Annotated in this window: 20 protein-coding genes and 4 tRNA genes; 8 read left to right on the top strand and 16 right to left on the bottom strand. The window is 45.6% G+C overall.

Annotated elements, in window-relative coordinates; translation table 11 throughout:
- Nucleotides 1–55: 55 nt before the first annotated feature.
- Nucleotides 56–274 carry a YhzD family protein gene (locus tag BLD48_RS14215; RefSeq protein ID WP_014969675.1) on the top strand — a complete coding sequence of 73 codons (219 nt, stop codon included), beginning with the start codon at nt 56–58 and terminating at the stop codon, nt 272–274.
- Nucleotides 275–320: 46 nt separating this feature from the next.
- Here BLD48_RS14215 and BLD48_RS14210 read toward each other — a convergent pair whose 3' ends face one another.
- Together BLD48_RS14210 and BLD48_RS14205 are read right to left on the bottom strand one after the other, a co-directional pair.
- Nucleotides 321–698 (bottom strand): YlbF/YmcA family competence regulator, encoded by a 378-nt coding sequence (locus tag BLD48_RS14210; protein WP_012369586.1) that lies wholly within the window; start codon nt 696–698, stop codon nt 321–323.
- A 20-nt stretch (nt 699–718) separates the two neighbouring features.
- Nucleotides 719–1,855 (bottom strand): DUF445 family protein, encoded by a 1,137-nt coding sequence (locus BLD48_RS14205; RefSeq protein ID WP_071500800.1) that lies wholly within the window; start codon nt 1,853–1,855, stop codon nt 719–721.
- 72 nt (nt 1,856–1,927) lie between these two features.
- Here BLD48_RS14205 and BLD48_RS14200 point away from each other — a divergent pair, with 72 nt between their 5' ends.
- The 5 genes from BLD48_RS14200 (at nt 1,928) to BLD48_RS14180 (ending at nt 5,890) form a co-directional block, all read left to right on the top strand.
- A complete protein-coding gene (locus BLD48_RS14200) occupies nt 1,928–2,761 on the top strand; it encodes a PucR family transcriptional regulator (RefSeq protein WP_071500799.1) in 834 nt (277 codons plus the stop codon).
- A gap of 122 nt (nt 2,762–2,883) precedes the next feature.
- Nucleotides 2,884–3,990, top strand: a complete 1,107-nt coding sequence (locus BLD48_RS14195) for an ABC transporter ATP-binding protein (protein ID WP_014969672.1) — start codon at nt 2,884–2,886, stop codon at nt 3,988–3,990.
- A 161-nt stretch (nt 3,991–4,151) separates the two neighbouring features.
- On the top strand, nt 4,152–4,913 hold the full coding sequence (locus tag BLD48_RS14190; RefSeq protein WP_071500798.1) for a transporter substrate-binding domain-containing protein: 762 nt from the start codon (nt 4,152–4,154) through the stop codon (nt 4,911–4,913).
- Nucleotides 4,913–5,560 (top strand): amino acid ABC transporter permease, encoded by a 648-nt coding sequence (locus BLD48_RS14185; RefSeq protein ID WP_071500797.1) that lies wholly within the window; start codon nt 4,913–4,915, stop codon nt 5,558–5,560. The genes BLD48_RS14190 and BLD48_RS14185 overlap by 1 nt, the downstream gene beginning before the upstream one ends.
- Before the next feature lie 141 nt (nt 5,561–5,701).
- A complete protein-coding gene (locus BLD48_RS14180) occupies nt 5,702–5,890 on the top strand; it encodes a hypothetical protein (protein WP_014969669.1) in 189 nt (62 codons plus the stop codon).
- Nucleotides 5,891–5,966: 76 nt separating this feature from the next.
- On the opposite strand, the gene BLD48_RS14175 is transcribed toward BLD48_RS14180, so the two are convergent.
- Entirely contained in the window at nt 5,967–6,863 is an 897-nt protein-coding gene (locus BLD48_RS14175; protein ID WP_071500796.1) for an aldo/keto reductase, read from the bottom strand.
- Nucleotides 6,864–7,018: 155 nt separating this feature from the next.
- Nucleotides 7,019–8,755: a phospho-sugar mutase gene (locus BLD48_RS14170; protein WP_071500795.1), complete on the bottom strand. Its 1,737-nt coding sequence runs from the start codon at nt 8,753–8,755 to the stop codon at nt 7,019–7,021.
- Between the two features lie 106 nt (nt 8,756–8,861).
- On the opposite strand from BLD48_RS14170, the gene BLD48_RS14165 reads away from it, so the two are divergent.
- Complete coding sequence (locus BLD48_RS14165) at nt 8,862–9,677, top strand: sulfurtransferase (RefSeq protein WP_236630042.1); 816 nt, start codon at nt 8,862–8,864, stop codon at nt 9,675–9,677.
- 42 nt (nt 9,678–9,719) lie between these two features.
- On the opposite strand, the gene BLD48_RS14160 is transcribed toward BLD48_RS14165, so the two are convergent.
- The 4 genes from BLD48_RS14160 to BLD48_RS14145 are packed head-to-tail and all read right to left on the bottom strand — an operon-like array spanning nt 9,720 to nt 15,915.
- Nucleotides 9,720–12,146 (bottom strand): glycogen/starch/alpha-glucan phosphorylase, encoded by a 2,427-nt coding sequence (locus BLD48_RS14160; protein WP_071500793.1) that lies wholly within the window; start codon nt 12,144–12,146, stop codon nt 9,720–9,722.
- A gap of 28 nt (nt 12,147–12,174) precedes the next feature.
- A complete protein-coding gene (gene glgA / locus BLD48_RS14155) occupies nt 12,175–13,626 on the bottom strand; it encodes a glycogen synthase GlgA (RefSeq protein WP_071500792.1) in 1,452 nt (483 codons plus the stop codon).
- A 14-nt stretch (nt 13,627–13,640) separates the two neighbouring features.
- Nucleotides 13,641–14,741 carry a glucose-1-phosphate adenylyltransferase subunit GlgD gene (glgD, locus tag BLD48_RS14150; protein ID WP_071500791.1) on the bottom strand — a complete coding sequence of 367 codons (1,101 nt, stop codon included), beginning with the start codon at nt 14,739–14,741 and terminating at the stop codon, nt 13,641–13,643.
- Between the two features lie 13 nt (nt 14,742–14,754).
- Entirely contained in the window at nt 14,755–15,915 is a 1,161-nt protein-coding gene (locus BLD48_RS14145; protein ID WP_014969662.1) for a glucose-1-phosphate adenylyltransferase, read from the bottom strand.
- A gap of 204 nt (nt 15,916–16,119) precedes the next feature.
- Here BLD48_RS14145 and BLD48_RS14140 point away from each other — a divergent pair, with 204 nt between their 5' ends.
- A complete protein-coding gene (locus BLD48_RS14140) occupies nt 16,120–17,895 on the top strand; it encodes a transglycosylase domain-containing protein (protein WP_071500790.1) in 1,776 nt (591 codons plus the stop codon).
- Nucleotide 17,896: 1 nt separating this feature from the next.
- On the opposite strand, the gene BLD48_RS14135 is transcribed toward BLD48_RS14140, so the two are convergent.
- From BLD48_RS14135 to BLD48_RS14100, 8 genes are all read right to left on the bottom strand, one after another.
- Nucleotides 17,897–18,463, bottom strand: a complete 567-nt coding sequence (locus BLD48_RS14135; RefSeq protein ID WP_071500789.1) for a DUF5366 family protein — start codon at nt 18,461–18,463, stop codon at nt 17,897–17,899.
- Between the two features lie 245 nt (nt 18,464–18,708).
- Nucleotides 18,709–19,182, bottom strand: coding sequence for a tRNA (uridine(34)/cytosine(34)/5-carboxymethylaminomethyluridine(34)-2'-O)-methyltransferase TrmL (gene trmL, locus BLD48_RS14130; protein ID WP_014969659.1), 474 nt, complete (start codon nt 19,180–19,182; stop codon nt 18,709–18,711).
- Nucleotides 19,182–19,670: a methylated-DNA--[protein]-cysteine S-methyltransferase gene (locus tag BLD48_RS14125; RefSeq protein WP_071500788.1), complete on the bottom strand. Its 489-nt coding sequence runs from the start codon at nt 19,668–19,670 to the stop codon at nt 19,182–19,184. Before BLD48_RS14125 ends, trmL begins: the two co-directional genes overlap by 1 nt.
- Complete coding sequence (gene queG, locus BLD48_RS14120; protein ID WP_071500787.1) at nt 19,645–20,805, bottom strand: tRNA epoxyqueuosine(34) reductase QueG; 1,161 nt, start codon at nt 20,803–20,805, stop codon at nt 19,645–19,647. The genes BLD48_RS14125 and queG overlap by 26 nt, the downstream gene beginning before the upstream one ends.
- Before the next feature lie 91 nt (nt 20,806–20,896).
- A tRNA-Gly gene (locus tag BLD48_RS14115) sits at nt 20,897–20,967 on the bottom strand.
- Nucleotides 20,968–21,007: 40 nt separating this feature from the next.
- A tRNA-Gly gene (locus tag BLD48_RS14110) sits at nt 21,008–21,078 on the bottom strand.
- Nucleotides 21,079–21,082: 4 nt separating this feature from the next.
- Nucleotides 21,083–21,163 (bottom strand) — tRNA-Leu (locus BLD48_RS14105).
- A 32-nt stretch (nt 21,164–21,195) separates the two neighbouring features.
- Nucleotides 21,196–21,269: transfer RNA gene (locus BLD48_RS14100), tRNA-Cys, on the bottom strand.
- Between the last annotated feature and the right edge of the window lie 17 nt (nt 21,270–21,286).

The following is a 21,286-nucleotide window of genomic DNA, read 5'->3' as shown; positions in this document are numbered from 1 at the left end:
TGAACCGCTATTCATTACACTTAAGTTAGTCATTTCCGACAAGGAGGCAGCAGCCATGCTTTATACGATTACCGCATTTTCAGATCGAGGAGACACATTACTGGATGATACGTTTGACGCCCCTTCAGATGCAGAGGCACGTCAGGAAGGCATCCGTCGTCTGAAAGAAGCAGACTTGGAACATCGCGGGGCACGCGTGACCCGTGCTGGACAGTTGATTCATTTTGAACGGGCCTACCTTCCTCGTCTCGTTCCAACAGGAAAAACGTCATAACAAAAACCTCGGTCCAATTGAATGGAGCCGAGGCTTTTTTATGATTTCACTGAACGTCGTCTTGATTTTGTTCCATCATCGGCGCATAGAGTTCTTCGAGCGGTTTCATGATGATTTGTGTCACTTCCGTCAACATCGTGTGCATGCGTTGTTCTTCCTGCATCAGTTGACCAATCAACGGATTGTTTTGGACTTCCAGCATCTTCGCTTGTGCCGATGCCATATCTTCAGGTGTAATTTCTTCACCTTGCATTTGTTTTTGTTGTAATTCCAGTTGAACATTCCGGAATGAAGCGAATAGTTCGTTTGACATCGGATCTGCATTGACTTGAGCATAAAGATCTTTTAATGTCGTGTATTCTGATGTTTCGCGAAGTGCACGCTCTAGTGTGTAAGCATGATCGTATAAGTTTGTTTCAGACATGTTTGAACCCTCCAATTTAGTTAAACGATAAGAAGTATCGCTTGTATCACTCCAATTAAACCACCTAACAGTCCTCCAAGCCAAGTGATAGCCCGGAATTCCCTTCTTGAAATCGACAAGACGATTTCTTCCAGATACGCCGTATCAAGTAAATCAACTTCTTCCCGGACAATCGTTTCGAGATCGAGTGTCGCCAGGATTCGCTCGACTTGTTCGACCAGGCGGACCACCACCTGTTTAGAAAGCACCGGCACCATTTCTTGACTGATCCGGGCTTCGAACGGTTCCAGTAGTTCGTGCAGTTGCGTATCCCATAATTTCGTCAACGGAATACGCGTTAAAATCTCTGATTTCATCCGCTCGGTGATTTGTCGTTCCGTCTCCACCTCGAGAAGTGATTCAATCGGCTGTTCTAACAATGTACCGACTTCTTGTTCGACCATTTCACTGATGAATTGGTGTGTCGACTTTCCTTGTATTACCCGTTTAAGTTCCGGTTGAATCATTTCGACGATATTGACATTGGCAAGCAACATCCCGAACATTCCTCCACCTAATTTGCCTTGAATGAACTGAGCGACGGTTTCTTCCAGTTTCATTTTCCCGGCAGGACTCTCAAAATACTGTTCGGTTTGATGAAGTAACGTCTCGACAACTCCAGGAATCGCTGCCTTGATTTTTCTTGTCCCGCCATCCCCGATGACTTCTGATAATCGTGCCGTTTTAATCGCGGCTACCATTGTTGCCAATTCCAGATCAATCCGCTGTTCCATTTGATGGTGTAATCTTTCTTCCGGATTCGTGACGAATCGTTCAGCGATCTCACGAATCGTTTTCGTCGACCGCGTAAACTTCTGTAACTCCTGCTGAATCATTCGGGTAATCGCTTCATATACGACCGGCTGCTGAAGCCGCTTGCTGATTCCTTCCGGCGTCAACAAATGTTTCACGACCGTTCGTCCGAGATTTGCTGCTAATTCGTCACGTCGTTTTGGAATTAACCCGGGTGTAAATGGAATCCGGTACTTTCCAATATACTTCGCTTCGAGCGGCCGAAACAACATCCGAATCGCAAGATGATTGGTGACCGCCCCGATCAATGCTCCAATCAAGATCATTCCAATGGCTTTCAGGATAAAATCTACTTCCACTTGCATAGGTTCTCGTTCCTTCCAATTTTAGTATTGTGGTAAAGTCAAAGTAGGATTTTTTTTAAGGAGGCGCCTCGTGTGTTACAACAATTAACCGTCTTATTCAAAGATCACCTTTCGACCGATCCCACTGTTTACTGTACCGATAAGTATACCGTATATCAGTTAGCAGATGGACTTCGGTTCGGTGTCGAAAATACCATCTTAACGACTCGAGAAGCCGACTTGCTCGACTTGCTTGCAGAACGCGTCGTCACCTCGAGTTCTGATCAAGTCACCTCCTGGCGCCATAGACTGGAACGAAATCAAGCAGAAGAACCCTCTCCCTTTCGGATGATTCATTTTTTGTTTGAACAACTGGATGAACGGACTAGTGAAGATTTACAGCAGTTGCTGTATTCCTTTTTTCATTCATCCAGCTTGATCATTCCACTGACCGCAAATCGTCTTGTCGTCATCGAACGTGAAGAAACTGTTCCTGAAGATGATCTTCACGACTTTTTCACAGCACTCCAATCTGATTTTCTGATCGATGGGAAAGTGTTGATCGGACAACAACGTAAGTCCGGTGATATCGCTACTCAGTTTCGTCTAGAACAGGCCGCCTTACGAGAAATTCCACTTTTGCATATCGAACGGTTCCTTCCAGCGCTGACACGATTGGTCCTCTTATCTGCGGAGATCCGCGATGAGTTGACACAACGTTTCATCACGCCACTGGAATATGAATCGCGAGAAACCATCCATGCTTTTTGTCGTGCGAATCTCAATGTGTCACTGACAGCAAAACATCTCTTTTTACATCGTAATAGCCTGCAGTACCGGCTCGACCGGTTGACCGAACAAACGGAAATCGATATCCGTTCCTTCGAAGGAGCTACGTTTTTGTACACATTGTTACTTGTAGCATAGTGACCAAATGATAACGGTTACATTCAGTCATGTTGTCCATATGCTTTTTTGTCCTTTTCTCCTATACTAATCCTTGTAAGCGTTATATTAATCGATTACTTAATTTACAGGAGGATGTACACATGGCAGATATTCGTCTTGATCATATTGATAAAGTTTATTCTGGAACAGCAAAAGCGGTTGATGATTTTAACCTTCATATTAAAGATAAAGAATTCATCGTGTTTGTTGGACCATCAGGTTGCGGGAAATCGACGACACTTCGAATGATTGCTGGTCTTGAAGAAATTTCAGGTGGAGATTTTACGATTGATGGCAAACGGATGAACGACGTGGCACCAAAAGATCGTGATATCGCAATGGTTTTCCAAAACTATGCCCTCTATCCGCATATGAACGTGTATGACAACATGGCATTCGGACTGAAGTTGCGCAAGTTCCCAAAAGACGAAATCAAACAACGTGTTGACAACGCAGCTCGAATTCTTGGACTTGAAGAATACTTGGAGCGTAAACCTAAAGCCCTCTCGGGTGGACAACGCCAACGTGTCGCGATCGGTCGTGCCATCGTCCGTGATGCGAAAGTCTTCTTGATGGATGAGCCCCTCTCGAACTTAGATGCAAAACTTCGTGTGCAAATGCGTAAGGAAATCATCCAGTTGCACAAACGTCTTGAAACGACAACGATTTACGTGACACACGATCAAACGGAAGCGATGACACTTGCGACACGGATCGTCATCATGAAAGCCGGTCTGATCCAACAAGTCGGTACACCAAAAGAAGTATACGATCACCCGGATAACATGTTCGTCGCAGGTTTCATCGGTTCTCCTTCGATGAACTTCCTGACAGGTAAACTTGCGGAAGACGGCCTCTTCCATGTCACAGGCACAGAAGAGAAATTCGAAGTCCCAGAAGGCAAAATGAAAGTTCTCCGCGAACGTGGCTATACAAGTAAAGATCTTGTTCTCGGCATCCGCCCGGAAGACATTCACGCTGAATTGATTTATCAAGATACGCAAACAGCACACCGCTTCCAAGCTCACATCGAAGTCTCTGAATTGATGGGAGCCGAGTCTTACCTCTATTCAAAAGTCGGAAACCAGGCATTCACGGCACGTGTCGATTCGCGTTCGCACGTTGAGATGGGTTCAGATTTGGATCTTTTCTTCGATATGACGAAAGCACATTTCTTCGACGCTGCAACAGAAGCAACAATCCGTTAATCTTTTAGATTCAGTGACTGTAGTCAGGCTGTCCATTTGTGGGCAGTCTTTTTTATTGACAGACGTTCCTGTAACTTTGTATGATACTGCTTGTAGTCTTAAATTAATCCTATTCGAAAACTAGGAATTGAAATCATTTATTTATTAAAGGAGAGAGCGCTATGAAACACGGACTAAAGCTAGCAGTAGCAGCACTATCAACAGCGGGGGTGTTAGCGGCGTGCGGCGCTTCTAACGAAGAAGCAAACAAAGACGAAAAAATCGTAACGGTCGGAACAGAAGCAACATACCCGCCATTTACGTATAAAGAAAAAGGCAAACTGACAGGGTATGATATCGATGTCATGAATGAAGTCGCAAAACGTGCCGGCTATAAAGTCGAGTACAAAGCGATGGACTTCAAAGGATTAATCCCAGCACTTGATTCAAAACGGATCGATGTCATCGCGAACCAAATGGGAATCACGGATGAGCGGAAAGAAAAATATGTCTTCTCTGATGCCTATACGGTTTCTGGTTCAACAATTATCGTCAACAACAAAACAAACGATATCAAAACGCTTGATGATCTGAAAGGCAAAACGGTTGGTTCGACACAAGGTTCACTTTACGCCAAAACGGCTGAAGAAGCTGGCGCAAAAGTGAAGTACTACAAAGGTGCGAACCAAGTCTTAAAAGACCTTGAAGCAGGTCGAGTTGATGCTGCGATGAACGACCGTCTGTTCGTCTTAACGGAACTCAAAAAAGCGGGTTACAAAGTGAAAGCAGTCGGTGAGACGTTTGATAAAAACGAATCTGGTCTGATGATGGCTAAAAACAGCAAGTATACGGAAGACTTCAACAAAGCACTCGCAGAGATGCAAGAAGACGGCACGCTCGCAGATCTTGGGAAAAAATACTTTAACGAGGACATCAGTAAGTGATGGAATTGTTTACAATCGTCCGTGATAACGCGGACGTCTACGGAAAGGCGATTGGCACTACACTTCTTGCAAGTGGATTTGCCATCGTCTTTGCGCTTTTTCTTGGTCTGATTCTTGCTGTCATGCGGGATAGCCGCTTCGCCGTCTTAAGCGGTTTCGCACGATTGTATGTCTCGTTTTTCCGAGGAACCCCGTTGTTACTTCAAATTCTGATCTTATATAATGGTCTCGTCGTACTGCAACTGACTGGTTTTCAAGCGTTGGCCTTCGGTCTATCGCTTCACTTCTCGGCTTACATCTCGGAATCATTCCGGGCAGCCATCTCATCTGTCGACCGTGGACAATGGGAAGCGGCGGATTCACTCGGTATTCCACGCCGTAAGACGTTCAAGGACGTCATTCTTCCGCAAGCCTTGTCTCGTGCCATTCCGCCACTTTCGAACTCGGTCATCGATATCATTAAATCGACGTCACTCGGGACGATTGTTGCTGTTGAAGAACTGACGTATGTCTCCGATCAAATCTCGGCGACGACGTATCTCGTCATGCCCTTACTACTGTTCTCGGCAGCGCTTTATTGGATCATGTCTACCTTGATTCAAGGTGTTCAGCATCGACTCGAAGCACGATTCAGTATTCCAGAATAATTCTATACACTTGGAATGATTACACATTCCAAGTGTATTTTTTTAATCTTTTTAGGGTTTAATACTAGGCAAGTCGGGAATAATCAAGTATACTAAAAAAAATCAGAATTATCTGATAATTTTAAAAGGAGCGTGGCCGAGATGAAACAAGTAATTGAAGCTTTCCGTAGACAAGATGCAGAGCAGCGGATTCCAGTGCTACGCCTCGAAATCGATTATGAGCTCAGTACGCTCTTCGATGCTATCCAAGTCAGTGATCAAGCAGCCGTTGTCGCTAGTAAAGAACGTCTAGATAAATATCGTCAGGAAATGCTTCGCCTCGAAGCATAACCCTATAGATACTCCCATCTCAACTCCCCCTTGAGATGGGACTTTTTTTGCAAAAAAATAGCCCGAAGGCTATTTTTCAATCGACGTCCCGTCCACGGGATGCTTTTAAGATTTCAAACCACTGCTCACGAGACAAGTCGAGACGCGTCGCTCGAACCGCTGATTCGATGCGCTCGATTTTACCTGAACCGACGATTGGCATGATGCGTGCTGGATGTTTCAGCAACCACGCATAGGCGACTTCATCAATATCTTTCGCCCCAAGGTCACGCCCGATTTCTTCTAATTTTTCACGTAACGGTGCAAACTGTTCTTCCTTGAACAAACGCCCGCCTGCGAGTGGACTCCATGCCATGACCGGCATTTCGTTTTCGTGGCATAGATCAACTGATCCATCTTCAAAATGTTTGAGTTCTGCGACAGACAGCTCAAGCTGGTTCGTCACGAGCATAAACGGCAGTCGTGATTGAATCAAACTTTGTTGAGCAGGTGTATGGTTCGACAATCCAAAGGTCCGTACTTTTCCGGATTCCTTCAATTCGACGAATGCTTCGGCAATTTCGTTTGGATCCATCAATGGGTCCGGACGGTGAATCAATAACGTATCGATGTACTCAACACCCAGTTCTTTTAACGAACGTGTCGCATGATCAATGATATGTGCTTTTGTCGTGTCATAAAAAGAGAGTTTTTGCTGTGAAAAGTGATTCCCTTTCATCTTGATTCCTGTTTTTGTGACGATTTCCATGCGATCACGGAGTTCTGGTTTAAGTGCCAACGCTTCACCAAACAACCGTTCATTCGTATAGTCCCCGTAAATATCTGCGTGATCAAAGGTTGTAATCCCAAGCTCTAGACATTGTTCGATTAGCATAAGTCGTTCTTCTGCTGTCATATTCCATTCGTTTAACCGCCATAAACCATGAACAATTCTTGAAAATGAAAGTTCGTCTGTTAAGTGGATTCGTTCCATCATATGTCATCTCCTCTATCTCGATCTCTTGCTTCACCGTTCACTCTACATGATATTGATAACGGTTGCACGGCTTACGCTTTTTTTTTGGAGAAACCATACGAAAAGCCGACAAAGATATTGCTATTTTTGTCGGCTTTCCATCTAGAACTCACTTATTGAATTTGTTCGACTTCCTGCATGACTTCATCTTCAATCATTTGACGTTTCCGCGATGTCTCGGCTGCATCAGGAGATGTCACGCTGAAGTAAAACTTGATTTTTGGTTCTGTACCGGAAGGACGCAGGCAGAACCATGATCCGTCTTCTAACGTGAATTTCAAGACGTTTGATTTGGGTAGATTGATCGGTGACGGTTTATGCTGAATCAAATCATGCGAAATACTCGCATCGTAATCTTCAAACAAGACAACTTTTTCACCAGCAACTTGTTTTGGCGGATGCTCCCGGAACGTATCCATGATGCGTCCGATTTGTTCTACTCCATCTTTTCCTTTTAACGTCAACGAACGAAGCGACTCTTCGAAATACCCGAATTGCTCATAGATGGCTTGTAACGCTTCATAGAGCGTCCGCCCTTCCTTCTTATGGTACGCTACCATCTCTGCTGCAAGGAGGCACGCCTGGACGGCATCTTTGTCCCGGCAGAAGTCGCCGATTAGATATCCGTAACTTTCTTCATAGCCAAATAAATACTCATATTCACCAGAAGCATTGTATTGTTTGATTTTTTCTCCGATGAACTTAAATCCAGTCAACGTATTCTCAACGTGCAAGTCGTAATGGCGGGCAATCAAGGCACCAAGCTCGGACGTGACAATTGTTTTTGCGACGAAACCATTTTTCGGCAATGTTCCCTGTGCCGCTTTTTGAGACAGGATGTAGTCCAGTAACAAAGCACCTGTTTGATTCCCAGTGAGCACCACCCACTCGCCATTCGCATCACGTGTTGCGACGCCAACACGATCGGCATCTGGATCCGTTGCAAGTAAGACGTCTGCATCGACACGATTTCCATATTCGATGGCCAATGTAAAGGCAGCATGCTCTTCCGGATTCGGAGAAGATACCGTCGGGAATGCCCCATCCGGCTTCGCTTGTTCTTCAACGACCGTCACGTGCTCAAAACCGTAATTTTTCAGACCAACCGTCACCGGTACAAGCCCTGTTCCATGAAGGGGTGTGAAGACGATTTTCAAAGGTGCTGTCAATTCTTCTTGAATCGTCGGTAACACGCGAATCGTTTTTAGTTGTTCTTGATACGCATCATCCAACTGTTCACCAACTCGGACAATCAATCCGTTTGCCCGCAAGACTTCTTCTGCTTCGAGTTCAATCGCCAACTCGTCCGCGACTTGATCGACGTACGAGACAAGGTCATCGGCTTCTTTTGGCGGCAACTGTCCACCATCATTACCGTACACTTTATACCCGTTATATTCCGGCGGATTATGGCTTGCTGTAATGACGATCCCGCCTGCTGCACGAAGTTCACGTACCGCAAACGATAATTCGGGTGTCGGACGGAGACCGTCAAACAAATAGGCTTTGATTCCGTTGCTTGCAAGTGTTTTCGCTGCTTCTAAAGCAAACTCTGGAGAATAGTGACGGGAATCGTGGGCAATGACGATTCCTTGTGCGACCGCTTCTGCCCCTTCCGCTTTGATGAAATCCGCAAATCCTTGTGACGCTTTACGAACTGTATAGACATTCATCCGGTTCGTTCCGACGCCGATTTCTCCACGCATACCACCTGTTCCAAATTCTAATTCTTTATAAAAGGCATCTTCTGCCGCTTTATCATCGGCTGCAAGAGCTGTCAGTTCCTGTTTAAGTTCTGCTTCAAGTCCAGAAAACTGATTCCATTTTTGATAGGTTTCCTTCCATGACATATGCTGTCCACTCCTTTGATTTCGTTTATGTGAGACTTTTAGTTACGACTTGCGGTAAAGCGTCACCTTTCATATGATTACTTTAGAAAGGGTCAAGGTGATGTATATGTTTCCAACCATTCAAATGACAGACTTGCAGCAACTTGTTCATACCGATCAGATTCGTTGGTTTGATTGTCGTTATGATCTGCAACATCCAGATTACGGCCGTGAAGCCTTTCAGGCGAGTCACATCCAGGACGCACAATATCTGGATTTAGTAACCGACTTATCCGGTCCCCGCTCCGCAACGGGAGGACGACACCCGCTGCCTTCTAAGGAACAATGGATTCAGACGTTAGAATCACATGGGGTACATCGAGACGATTTTATCGTCCTCTACGATGATGGATTCCCTTTTGCCGCCCGCGCCTGGTGGTTATTAAAATGGGCTGGTCATGAACGTGTCGTTGTCCTTGAAGGTGGACTATCGTCTTATCTGGCCTTTGATTTTCCGATGAGCAATGACGTAATCACTTTTGAACGTTCAAGCTATCAAGCAGTTTTCCAAGACGAGATGCTCGTAGATTACGGACAAGTAAAACACCGTTCGAAAGAGACACTACTCGTTGATTCACGTTCACCGGATCGATTCCGTGGTCAGAACGAAACGATTGATCCGATTGCCGGTCACATTCCCGGTGCTGTAAATTGTTTTTTTGAAGACGCGATTTCACCGGACGGACGGCTAAAGGATGCAGAAGACCTGAAAGAACTATACGCCGACCTTCTTAATGCCGATTCACCGATTCTGTATTGTGGTAGTGGTGTCACGGCTTGCGTCAACGTCCTAGCCCTTCATGCGTTAGGGAAAACCGATGTCAGGTTATATGCTGGATCCTATAGCGACTGGATCAGTCAGACAGATGAAATCACTAAGTGAACCTGATCCTTATGAGAAAGTCCGATTCCGATCGGACTTTCTTTATATTTGGACCGGCTTGATATTCCAGATCGCGTTTGCATATTCCTTGATCGTCCGGTCGCTCGAGAAGACACCTGATTTTCCGATGTTCATGATGACCATCTTGTACCATTTTTCCGGATCTTGGTACGCGCGACCAATCCGTTCTTGTGCTTGTTGATACGATAGGAAATCTTTTAGAATCAAATACTCATCATTGTAGGTCAACAAGGAATCATAAATCGCCTGAAACTCACCTGTCGGGAAGATAGAGCCGTCGACAAGACTATCGATGATGCGGCGAAGTTCCGGTTGCGCACTGTATTGATCGTACGCACTGTATCCTCCGTACTTCTTATAATTCATCACTTCTTGCGGCGTCAGTCCGAAGATGAAGATGTTCGCATCCTCGACCTCGTCGCGGATCTCGATGTTCGCTCCATCAAGCGTCCCGACCGTCAAGGCCCCGTTCATCATGAATTTCATGTTCCCTGTACCAGATGCTTCATAACTTGCCGTTGAAATTTGTTCGCTGACGTCACTCGCTGGGAAAATCTTTTCGGCTAATGAGACGCGGTAGTTCTCAAGGAATACGACTTTCATGTACGGACTGACTTCCGGATCCGTATTGATGAGTTTAGCGAGCGCATTGATGTACCGAATGACTTCTTTCGCATAGTGGTAACCAGGTGCCGCCTTTGCCCCAAAAATAAATGTTCGGGGTGTCATCTTAAACGATTTGTCTTCTTTTAATCGGTAATACAAAGAATGAATGTGCAGAGCATTAAGTAACTGTCGTTTATACGCATGGAGCCGCTTGACTTGGACATCAAAAATCGAATGTGGATCAACAACGATTCCCGTTTCCGTTTCAATCAACTCGGCCAGCTGTTTTTTGCTCGCTAGTTTAATCGCTTGAATATCTTGTTGAAGTGTCGGATCCTCAGCAAATTTCGTCAATTTTTGTAAATCTGACGGATGATTGATCCAACTGTCCCCAATCGCCTCAGTGACACGATTCGCAAGTTCCGGATTCGACAGCAAGAACCAACGACGGTGCGTGATGCCATTCGTCTTGTTGTTGAAACGAAGCGGGAACATCTCATAGAACAAACGCATTTCCCGTTGTTTCAAGATTTCCGTATGAATCTGTGCGACACCATTCGTCGAATGTGTCCCAACGACCGCTAAGTTCGCCATATTGATCATACCGTCTGCTATGATGGCAATTTCTCGCATGTTCGATTCCAGGTGTGGATAGTTATCAAGCACATCCTTACAGAACCGACGATTGATTTCTTCGATGATCAGATAGATACGCGGCAACAGATTGCGGAACAAATCGACCGGCCAACGTTCCAGTGCTTCCGAAAGTAACGTATGGTTCGTAAACGACATGACACTTTTCGTGATCCGCCATGCTTCTTCCCAGGCATATCCCTCTTCATCAATCAAAATCCGCATCAGTTCCGGAATCGCCACGACAGGATGCGTATCATTGATATGGATTGCAATTTGGTTTCCAAGATGCTTAAACGATGTGTTGCGTTTTTTATGTGACAATAAAATACTTCGTAATCCGGCTGAGACAAAGAAGTATTGCTGTTTCAGACGTAAAACTTTTCCTTCATACGTCGTATCGTCTGGGTACAAGAATTCAGAAATCGTCTGAATCGATTGTTTGTGGACGAGCAAATCTTTATAGTTTCCTCGGTGTTGATTCAACAGCTCATCGTCGTCGTACGGAGACTCTGCACTCCATAGACGAAGATTATTGACGATTCCATTTTGATACCCGACGATCGGCATATCATACGGGACAGCCCGGACGATTTCAGCTGGCTCGTGATGGACACGATAACCACCACCTTCGACTTCTTCTAACCAGACGTGACCACCGAATGGGATATCAACAGCTTTGTCCGACCGTCTGATTTCCCACATGTTACCGTTTTTCAGCCAGTTATCCGGTAACTCGACCTGATATCCGTCGATGATCTTTTGTTTGAAGAGACCATATTGGTAGCGAATCCCGTTCCCGTGACCAGGTAATCCGAGTGCTGCGAGTGAATCAAGGAAACAGGCCGCTAACCGTCCTAGCCCCCCGTTTCCAAGACCCGGTTCCGGCTCTTCTTCCGTCAAGTCTGCCAAATCATACCCGAGTTCTGCGAGACCACTCCGGACATCTTCTAACACATCTAGGCTCAGCAAGTTGTTGTACAGGAACCGACCAAGTAAAAATTCAAGTGAAAAATAATAAACTTGTTTACTTTTTTTATGAATATACGTTTCCTTTGTCCGCATCCAGTCCGATGTAACGTATTCCCGCACCATGTAAGCTAACGTCTGATAGACATCGTTTTCTGTCGCATCTTCCATCGCCTTACCATGCATTGAAATAAATCGTTCATTAAACCTCTTCTTGAACTTCTCTTTGTCTTTGAACATCAAAAAACCCCATTTCCCGTAATCCCAATCAGTCGACAGACGGTGCGATCAAACGATAGAGCGCCAAATACTCATCAGCTGAACGAATCCAACTGAAATCTTCTTCCATCGCTGTTTCAATCAAATGCTGGAAGACCGGCTTATCATGATACGTATCAATCGTTCGTTTAATCGCATCTAGAAACTCTTGTGCATTATAATTCGAGAACGAGAAACCATTCCCCTCTAATGTGAACTGATTAAACGGTTGAACCGTATCCCGTAACCCTCCCGTTTCACGGACAACAGGCAATGACCCATATTTCATCGAAATCAATTGACTGAGCCCACAAGGTTCGAAACGAGACGGCATCAAGAACGCATCACTTCCGGCATAAATCCGTTGGGCGAGCCCAACATCAAATCCGATATACGAGGCTACTTTATCCGGGCGAATCGTTGAAGCATGCTGGAATAACCCTTCATACTCCGCTTCTCCTGAACCAAGGATGATGAACTGGGCATCCAGTTCAAATAGGTCGGGTAAGATATGCGCGAGTAAATCGATTCCTTTTTGGTCGACGAGACGCGACACAAATCCGAAGAGTGGCACATCGGGATTGATCGGTAATCCCAGTTCTTCTTGCAACGCAGCTTTGTTCACGGCTTTTCCGGCTTCTGCAGTTTTGACATCATAGTTTTCCACTAAATGTTCATCCGTCTCAGGACTAAACTGCCGGTAATCGATTCCGTTAAGAATACCCCGTACATCTACTGCACGATGCTGTAAAACGGGCTCTAACGTCTCACCGTAGTATGGATCCATGATTTCATCACGATAGGACGGACTGACCGTCGTAATCTGATTGGCGTGCACAAGTCCCGCTTTCATGTAGTTGACAAGACCATTGTGTGCGATACCGTCTGCCGTGAAGTGTTCGTGGCTAAGACCAAGCAGGTCGCCCAGAACTTCTTCCGGGAAAACACCTTGGTATTGCAGATTATGAATCGTAAAGACTGTCTTGATGTCATGATAGCGGTTCAGGTGTTGATAATGAATTCGTAAAAAGGCAGGAAGGACACCCGTCTGCCAGTCATGACAATGAATGATATCCGGTACTTCCGATTCTTCGACACGTTGAACCATTTCGAGAACCGCTCTCGAAAAATAAGCGAACCGCTCGGCATCATCATAATGACCGTAAATCACGCCATCCCGTTTGAAGTAATACTCATTGTCGATGAAATAAAATGTCACGCCATCTTGTTTCAAGCGTAAGACTGCGCCAAATTGTTGACGCCATCCGACTGGAACGATGAAATCAAACAAAAACTCCATCTCTAACTTGTATTGCTCTTTTATTTGACCATAGTTCGGCAAGATGACCGAAACTTCCGCACCTTCTTCAGCAAGCGCTAAAGGGAGCGAGCCGACGACGTCAGCTAGCCCCCCTGTCTTGATGAATGGTGTCGCTTCTGTGGCAGCAAACCATATCTTCATGATGACATCTCCTTTTAAACGATTGTTTGTTTTTTGATGACAATCGGTTCTTCAGCTGTTCCGCGGATGACTTGTCCACGTTTCACCGTTACCTCTTTGTCAAGGATCGCGTATTCGACGACAGCGCCTTCTTCGATGACTGATTTCTGCATGATGATCGAGTTTTTGACACGGGCATGTTTTCCGACCTTGACGCCACGGAAGAGAATGCTGTCCGTCGCGGTCCCTTCTAACTTACAGCCGTTTGCAACAAGTGAATTCTTGATTGTTGATCCCGGTAAATAACGTGTCGGTGGCTCGTGCTTGATTTTCGTATAGACGTGTTGGAAATCATTGATTGCGCCCCACTGTTCGAGTAACAGCATGCTTTCGCGGTAGTACGAGCGAAGTGAATGAATGACTTGTGATGTCCCTGTGTATTCGTAACCATGAACATGAAGCCGGTTTAACTGCGAACGGATGATGCTTTGCAGTAAATCATATTCTCCGCGACCAATCGCTTCGTCAACGAGACGGACAAACAGGTTTTTCGAAAGCACGATCGTCTCCATGTAGAACGTCTCATCTGACGGTTCATATCCACGTGAACCGATTGCGGTCACTCGGTTTTGTTCGCTGAAACGAATCGGACGGCAATAGTTGCACGGTAGATCACGTTTCGTATAAACGACCGTGATATCTGCATTCGATGTTTTATGTTCCCGGAGGACATCGCGATAATCGACTGCCGACAAGATATTTGATCCGGAAATGACGACATAGTTTTCTTTACTCCGTAAGAAGAAGTCACGGTGTAAATGGAAGTTCGACAGATCGCCGCGGAATTCATGCGCATCTTGCGATAAGGCTGGTGGGAAGATGTAGAGTCCACCGTTCGAACGGTCCAAATCCCACTCCTTACCGGATCCGAGATGATCCATCATTGCCCGGTATTTTTCAAGTGTAAAGACACCGATATTCGCAATCTCATTTTGAACCATATTCGTTAACGTGAAATCGATTAACCGATAACGGCCCGCAAACGGTACAGCGGCTAGATTTCGGTGTTCTGTCAATTCTTTAAAGAACCCTTCTTCTCCGCTCAGATTGATAACCCCTAGTAAATCTGTTTTCATCGGTACTTCCCCCTTATTGGATCGCTTCTTTGATGACTTCATTTTTCTTGATGACGCTGTTGGCTTCGATGACGAACACTTCACCATTTGGTGTTCCGATCGTCGCACCATCTTCTACCACTACACCATCCGCGAGAATCGCCCGGTGAATCGTGACGTCTTTCCCAATCTTGACGTTCGGGAAGATGACTGAATCCTTGACAAGTGATCCTTCTGCGACATCGACTCCATAAAACAGAACCGAATGGTTGATTTCACCTTCGATATGGCATCCTTCATTGATGATCGAAGTCTCAATCTCGGCGTTATTTCCAATGTATTGTGGTTGTTGATTCGGGTTGACCGAATGTACCTTCCATGACGGCTCGTACAGATCAAACTCAGGGTCCGCTGCGAGCAAGTCCATGTTTGCTTCCCAAAGTGATTGAATTGTTCCTACGTCTTTCCAGTACCCTTTGAATTTATAGGCACGAATGTTCAAGTTCTCAAATAACATGTTCGGAATGATGTTTTTTCCAAAGTCAAAGCTTGATTCCGCGTCGCCCGCATCTTGAATCAAGTGACGTTTCAAGATATCCCAGTTAAAGACGTAAATCCCCATCGACGCTAAGTTCGATTTTGGATTTTCTGGTTTCTCTTCGAATTCATTGATTCGAAGATCGTCATCTGTATTTAGAATCCCGAAGCGCGGTGCTTCTTCCCATGGGACTTCACGGACAGAGATGGTAACGTCTGCTCCACCTTGACGATGTTCTTCAATCATTTTTTCGTAGTCCATTTTATAAATATGATCCCCTGACAACACGAGCACATAGTCCGGATGGTATTGGTTGATGTAACTCATATTCCGGTAGATGGCGTTAGCCGTCCCTTCGTACCAGTTCTTTCCGTTTTGGGCCTGATACGGAGGAAGAATCGTTAATCCGCCATTTCGTCGGTCGAGATCCCACGCACTTCCGATTCCGAGGTAACGGTTGAGCTCGAGTGGTTCATATTGTGTTAAAACCCCTACTGTATCGATTCCTGAGTTCGTACAGTTCGATAATGGGAAATCAATGATCCGATATTTCCCTCCAAACGCGACCGCCGGTTTTGCAGTATGTTTCGTAAGTGCTCCTAGACGTTTTCCTTCTCCGCCCGCAAGCAACATCGCGACGACATTTTTTTTAGCCATTTCGTCCCCTCCAGTTTATGCTCTTTTTTTACAATAGTCGTATGATTTAATTTATACAGATACTCTTATATACCCACCTTTTCTCTTTTTAATATAACATTCCTGCAAAATAGATTTATTAAAATACAAATTTCTAAAAAATTCTACTGTTTTCCCTAAAAAAGACCGATAATAGGGATGGAATGCCTTTTGAAAGGAGTTTACATGAGAATTACGACAGGATATGTTTTAGTAGTTGCTTTAGCACTTGGTTTAGTCATGACATTGTTTTCGGTTCGTGATCAGTTGGACGTCGCCGCTGATTTATTCACTTGGGCGGATCAACAGACGACCGATCGACCTCTGTCTTCTTACCAGCCAATTACCGTCACGTATCAAAAAGAGCGCCTTGAATTATACGATGGGTTACGACGGAACGATTTAACGCCAAGTGCGTTACCACCAAAAATCGAACAGACTTTCATCGCGATCGAAGACCGGCGATTTTACCAACATGACGGGTACGATATCACGGGCATTTTACGTGCCTTCACAGAAAACCAAACAGGTGATAGTAAAGGCCAGGGTGGGAGTACGATCACCCAACAGTTAGCCCGAATGACGTATCTCTCCACTGAAAAAACATATACTAGAAAAATAAAAGAGATCTTGATTTCGATTTCACTCGAACAAAAATATTCAAAAAAAGAACTTTTGACAGCCTATGTCAATCAAGCCTACTTTGCCAATAACATCTACGGGATCGAGCTGGCCGCGACGTCATATCTCGGCAAACATGCCAAGGATTTGAACTGGGCGGAAGTCAGTTATTTAGCTGCGATTCCGAACAATCCGTCCCTTTATGATCCGTTACGTTTCCCGAAAAATACGAGTAAACGGCAACAACGGATCTTAAAGGCGTTAGAACAGACACGTGATATCTCAAGCAAATCACGTAAGCAACCGGTTCAAGTCACGTTCCGTAAACCTCTGATTCGTTATTCGGACTACATCGATGCTAGTGTATCGGAAGCCATTCGTCACACGGCTTCCGTCCAAAACATCAGTTCTTCAGAGGCGAAACAATATCTGCACCAGCATGGTGCCGTCATCGAGACTTATCTAGACCCTGCGGAACAAACACGGGCGAAACAAGCGATCCAAAAACTTCCCAGTCCGATTGAAGGCGCTTACGTCGGAATTGACGGAAGGTCCCGTGGAGTCACGGCCCTCGTCGGGAACAAATCGACTTTACCGGGACAACTGAATCGAGCGGTCCAGTCTTACCGCCAACCCGGCTCAACGTTAAAACCATTACTCGTCTATGGACCCTATCTCGAAAAAACGAAAAAAACGTTAACGAGTCGCTTGGACGGAAGCCCCGTCTGTTTTGATGGATATTGTCCACAAAATAGCAGTAACCGGATACTCGGGCGCGTGACGATTGCGGATGCAATCGCCTATTCCTATAATACGCCGGCCTTACGTGCCTTTGCGGTTTCGTTTAACGAAGGGTTAAAGACGATTCGACCGTTTCGGTTCAGTCAATGGACCGATGAAGACAATTCATACAACAGTGCTCTGGGCGGCCTGAAATATGGCGTCAGTCCGCTTGAACTCACTAATGCCTATACGACGTTCGTCAACGATGGCCTCTACAGTCCTTCCTCGATGATTCGGACCATCACGACGGATCAAGGGACTCTTTACCGCCATTCGCTACAGACGGACCGGATTTGGTCCAGTCGAACGAACCAGTTACTACGAAAAGGACTCCATAACGTCATGACATACGGCACCGGACGTCTCGGCTATGATACACGGCCTGCCTATATCGGTGGAAAGACAGGCACGACAAACGATAACAAGGACATGTGGTTCGTTGGCATGAAGGATCAACACGTTGGCGGCATTTGGCTCGGCGCGGATCTTCCTCGAGCTTTTCCTGTTGAAGCCAACAGCACGCTTCAAGTCAAGACATGGGCAGAAATCTTACGATGATTCACTTCGGGAACAGGACCGCTTCTCCAAGTGAATTGAATAAACTTAAGCCGACCCATACAAGTCCAGCCAATAGCATGCCCCAGGCGAGAAAAAGAAATACAACTAATCCGATCGCTCCTGCTGAAGTCGTCATCTTACTGATTTGAAACACGTAAAAGAAAAAGTAAAGCAAAAAAGAGCTCGCTAATACCAGACAGACGAGTGGAAACGATGTCATGAAGGCAAAGCTGATACATCCGCCAATCAATAATAAAATGCTGCCCGGACGTAACAGGCTCAAAGTCGTTCCGACTTGCTCTTTGATGAAAAAAGCAAATCCAAGCTGATTGATCGTATCGGAAATCAGTTTCAGGGAACTGAAAATCATGAAATAGACGATCAAAAAACCAAGCCAGACGAGCAGCTTCGTATTCCGTGCACTGAGGATTTGCAGCAGCTCGTCATATACCCCGACATCGTTTAACCAAGTAAGCGCCAGCTCGGACGTAGCAATCGCAAGTGACGTGCTAAATAGCAAGATACTGATCAAAGGGGCATAACTCAATAAGTAGACGTTCGTCCGCATGTTCGGTCTCCATTCATAGAAAATTCATATGTAGCACACAATTACACTAACAAGTATACTATAATAGATTATATCGGTTATTGAGACTAAAGGGGGAAGCAAAAATGGCATTTATTTTAATGGTAGGCGTTAGTCTCGCTTTCTTGACAGCGATTTTCACAGCAGGCTACAACAAAAAACCTGAAGGTAACGAATAAACAAATCCCCCTGCCCGTTAGTTCGGGACAGGGGGATTTGTTTATTCATCATAGTAAGTTTGCATAACCTTGCTGGCGTAAAGCTTCATACACAATGATGGCCGCTGTGTTCGAGACATTGAGCGAACGAACGAGATTCGACTGCGGTAGACGAATGCAACGGTCGAGATTTTCATCGATGACGTTTAAAGGGAGTCCTTTCGTTTCACGTCCGAACACAAAAAAATAGTCTTCTTCGACATTGGATAAATCCACTTGGCTAGGATATTTTTCGCCATACTTCGTGATGTAATAAAACGTCCCGTCCGGGTGTTTACTCCATAACTCTTCTAACGAATCATGGTAACGGACATCTACGAACTCCCAATAATCAAGGCCTGCCCGTTTGAGTTGTTTGTCGTCCGTCGAAAAACCGAGCGGACGAATTAAATGTAAGACCGAGTGTGTCGCCGCACATGTCCGTGAGATGTTTCCTGTGTTTTGCGGGATTTCTGGTTGATACATTACTACATGAATAGCCATTAAATATTCTCTCCTAACTCGTGCGCAAGTAGCGCTTCTTTGTGTTCAATCCCACTAGCAAATCCTGTCATCTTACCGGAGGCCCCGATGATTCGGTGGCACGGATAAATCAAAGCAATTGGATTTCGATTGAGTGCTCCGCCAACAGCACGAGCTGCCTTATCAGAACCAATCATCTGTGCGAGTTGTCCATAACTTGCTGTTTGTCCGAACGGAATCGTCCGCAGTGCCGTCAAGACACGTCGTTGAAATTCCGTCACGTCTAAGCGGCAAGAAACGGTGTCAAATGCCTCCGGACATCCGTTTTCGTAAGCTTCGAATGCCACAGCAAGTGTTTCCGGTAACGGTGCTTGTTCGTAACTGTCTTTCCCAAGATAGCGTCCAAGACGGGTCTTGTCGAGCCCAAAATCCAGATAGACCACTTGTCCATCATCACTCCAGGCGACAAGCAGTTCACCAAAACTACACGTCAGTTGATGATACGGCACGTTCCGCCCTCCATTCATCGAGTAAACGTGTTCCTTCTACTTGAACATCGTTTGCCGCATCTACCGACAAACGTTCTTGAACATATCCCTCGGCTTCTTGACCGGAGATTCTTCCAATTGCCCAAATTGCTAAAGCACGCATATCTTCCCGCTGGTCCGTTTCTGCCATTGTGCGTAAGGCATCAAGTGCTGTCCGGTCCTGATAATGAACTAAGGCGCAAACCGCATTTCGTTGTATCGGTTTTTTCCCACGCCATGCACCGGACAACGAACCAAACCGTGTCTTGAATTCCCGGTTACTGAGTGACAGTAATGGAATCAGTAACGGTTTGACTTGTTCTGGATCCGGTTGCAGTTCTGCATGTTGCGTTGCGTGTTTTTTTCGATTGTAGGGACAGACTTGTTGACACGTATCACAGCCATATAACCGATTTCCAAGCGCATAACGGAAGTCTTCCGGAATCAACGTTTTGGTTTGTGTAATAAACGAGATACAGCGTTTTGCATCGATCACACCGGGCTCAACCAGTGCATCTGTCGGACAAGCATCCATACATTTCGTACAGGATCCACACAACTCTTCTACTGGCTCATCTGGCGGCAGATAACAATCTGTGATCAACTCACCTAGATAGAGATAGGAGCCGTGGGTCTCACTGATGATCGAACAATTCTTTCCGCTAAACCCGATCCCAGCCCGCTCTGCAACTGCGCGGTCGACTAACTCTCCCGTGTCGACCATCGAACGTGTCTGACTCCCTGGAGAGAGTGTGCCTATTTTTTCCTCGAGAAGCATCAGACGGTTTTTTAATGCTTGATGGTAGTCCAGCCCCCATGAAGAACGACCGAAAATCCCACGTCGTTCCCCTTCTTTGCCACGTGGAGCATCCTTTAGTTTACTTGGATAAGCGACGGCAATCGCAATGATCGATACTGCATCATCCAATAACAGCGTCGGGGTTGTTCGTCGATCCAAATCAGGTTCTTCAAAACCAGACGCATATCCCTTTTCTTGTTGTTGAATGAGTCGTTGCTTCATCACTAAAAAAGGATCTGCCGTCGTGACACGGAATTCATCAATCCCAATTTCCGTTGCATATGCCTGCAACTGAGCTTTTAATGACGATCCATCCATCATATCTCTCCTTTCCTCATCGATTTATTTTCATGTCTAAACAAAAAGAGCAATGTGTCAATTAAAAACGACACGTTGCTCTTTTCAGGTAAGCGGGTGAAGGGAATCGAACCCTCATCATCAGCTTGGAAGGCTGAGGTTTTACCACTAAACTACACCCGCATAATCAGGTGAATCTTGATTGAGATCGTACAAAGGTAAAAGCGGGTGAAGGGAATCGAACCCTCATCATCAGCTTGGAAGGCTGAGGTTTTACCACTAAACTACACCCGCAAGATACCGGTGGTCGGAATCGAACCGACACTCCAAAGGAACACGATTTTGAGTCGTGCGCGTCTACCAGTTCCGCCACACCGGCACAATCTCTTGCATAAACATTAAATTAGGAATTGGAGGCGCCAGTCAGAATCGAACTGACGATAGAGGAGTTGCAGTCCTCTGCCTTACCACTTGGCTATGGCGCCACTCATTGGAGCGGAAG

The sequence above is a fragment of the Exiguobacterium sp. KRL4 genome, assembly GCF_001870785.1.
In the GTDB taxonomy this organism is placed as follows: domain Bacteria; phylum Bacillota; class Bacilli; order Exiguobacteriales; family Exiguobacteriaceae; genus Exiguobacterium_A.
The sequence above is the reverse complement of the archived record's forward strand: the minus strand, read 5'-3'. Positions and strand labels throughout refer to the sequence as shown.

What these genes read in the sequence shown, in the direction of transcription:
- BLD48_RS14135 (WP_071500789.1), bottom strand. Translation starts at nt 18,463, where the DNA reads ATGCGGACGAACGTCTACTTATTGAGTTATGCCCCTTTGATCAGTATC.
- BLD48_RS14145 (WP_014969662.1), bottom strand. Translation starts at nt 15,915, where the DNA reads ATGGCTAAAAAAAATGTCGTCGCGATGTTGCTTGCGGGCGGAGAAGGA.
- BLD48_RS14185 (WP_071500797.1), top strand. Translation starts at nt 4,913, where the DNA reads ATGGAATTGTTTACAATCGTCCGTGATAACGCGGACGTCTACGGAAAG.
- BLD48_RS14195 (WP_014969672.1), top strand. Translation starts at nt 2,884, where the DNA reads ATGGCAGATATTCGTCTTGATCATATTGATAAAGTTTATTCTGGAACA.
- glgD (WP_071500791.1), bottom strand. Translation starts at nt 14,741, where the DNA reads ATGAAAACAGATTTACTAGGGGTTATCAATCTGAGCGGAGAAGAAGGG.
- BLD48_RS14170 (WP_071500795.1), bottom strand. Translation starts at nt 8,755, where the DNA reads ATGTCATGGAAGGAAACCTATCAAAAATGGAATCAGTTTTCTGGACTT.
- queG (WP_071500787.1), bottom strand. Translation starts at nt 20,805, where the DNA reads ATGGATGGATCGTCATTAAAAGCTCAGTTGCAGGCATATGCAACGGAA.
- BLD48_RS14190 (WP_071500798.1), top strand. Translation starts at nt 4,152, where the DNA reads ATGAAACACGGACTAAAGCTAGCAGTAGCAGCACTATCAACAGCGGGG.
- BLD48_RS14210 (WP_012369586.1), bottom strand. Translation starts at nt 698, where the DNA reads ATGTCTGAAACAAACTTATACGATCATGCTTACACACTAGAGCGTGCA.
- BLD48_RS14180 (WP_014969669.1), top strand. Translation starts at nt 5,702, where the DNA reads ATGAAACAAGTAATTGAAGCTTTCCGTAGACAAGATGCAGAGCAGCGG.
- BLD48_RS14205 (WP_071500800.1), bottom strand. Translation starts at nt 1,855, where the DNA reads ATGCAAGTGGAAGTAGATTTTATCCTGAAAGCCATTGGAATGATCTTG.
- BLD48_RS14175 (WP_071500796.1), bottom strand. Translation starts at nt 6,863, where the DNA reads ATGGAACGAATCCACTTAACAGACGAACTTTCATTTTCAAGAATTGTT.
- BLD48_RS14160 (WP_071500793.1), bottom strand. Translation starts at nt 12,146, where the DNA reads ATGTTCAAAGACAAAGAGAAGTTCAAGAAGAGGTTTAATGAACGATTT.
- trmL (WP_014969659.1), bottom strand. Translation starts at nt 19,182, where the DNA reads ATGGCTATTCATGTAGTAATGTATCAACCAGAAATCCCGCAAAACACA.
- glgA (WP_071500792.1), bottom strand. Translation starts at nt 13,626, where the DNA reads ATGAAGATATGGTTTGCTGCCACAGAAGCGACACCATTCATCAAGACA.
- BLD48_RS14165 (WP_236630042.1), top strand. Translation starts at nt 8,862, where the DNA reads ATGTTTCCAACCATTCAAATGACAGACTTGCAGCAACTTGTTCATACC.
- BLD48_RS14215 (WP_014969675.1), top strand. Translation starts at nt 56, where the DNA reads ATGCTTTATACGATTACCGCATTTTCAGATCGAGGAGACACATTACTG.
- BLD48_RS14140 (WP_071500790.1), top strand. Translation starts at nt 16,120, where the DNA reads ATGAGAATTACGACAGGATATGTTTTAGTAGTTGCTTTAGCACTTGGT.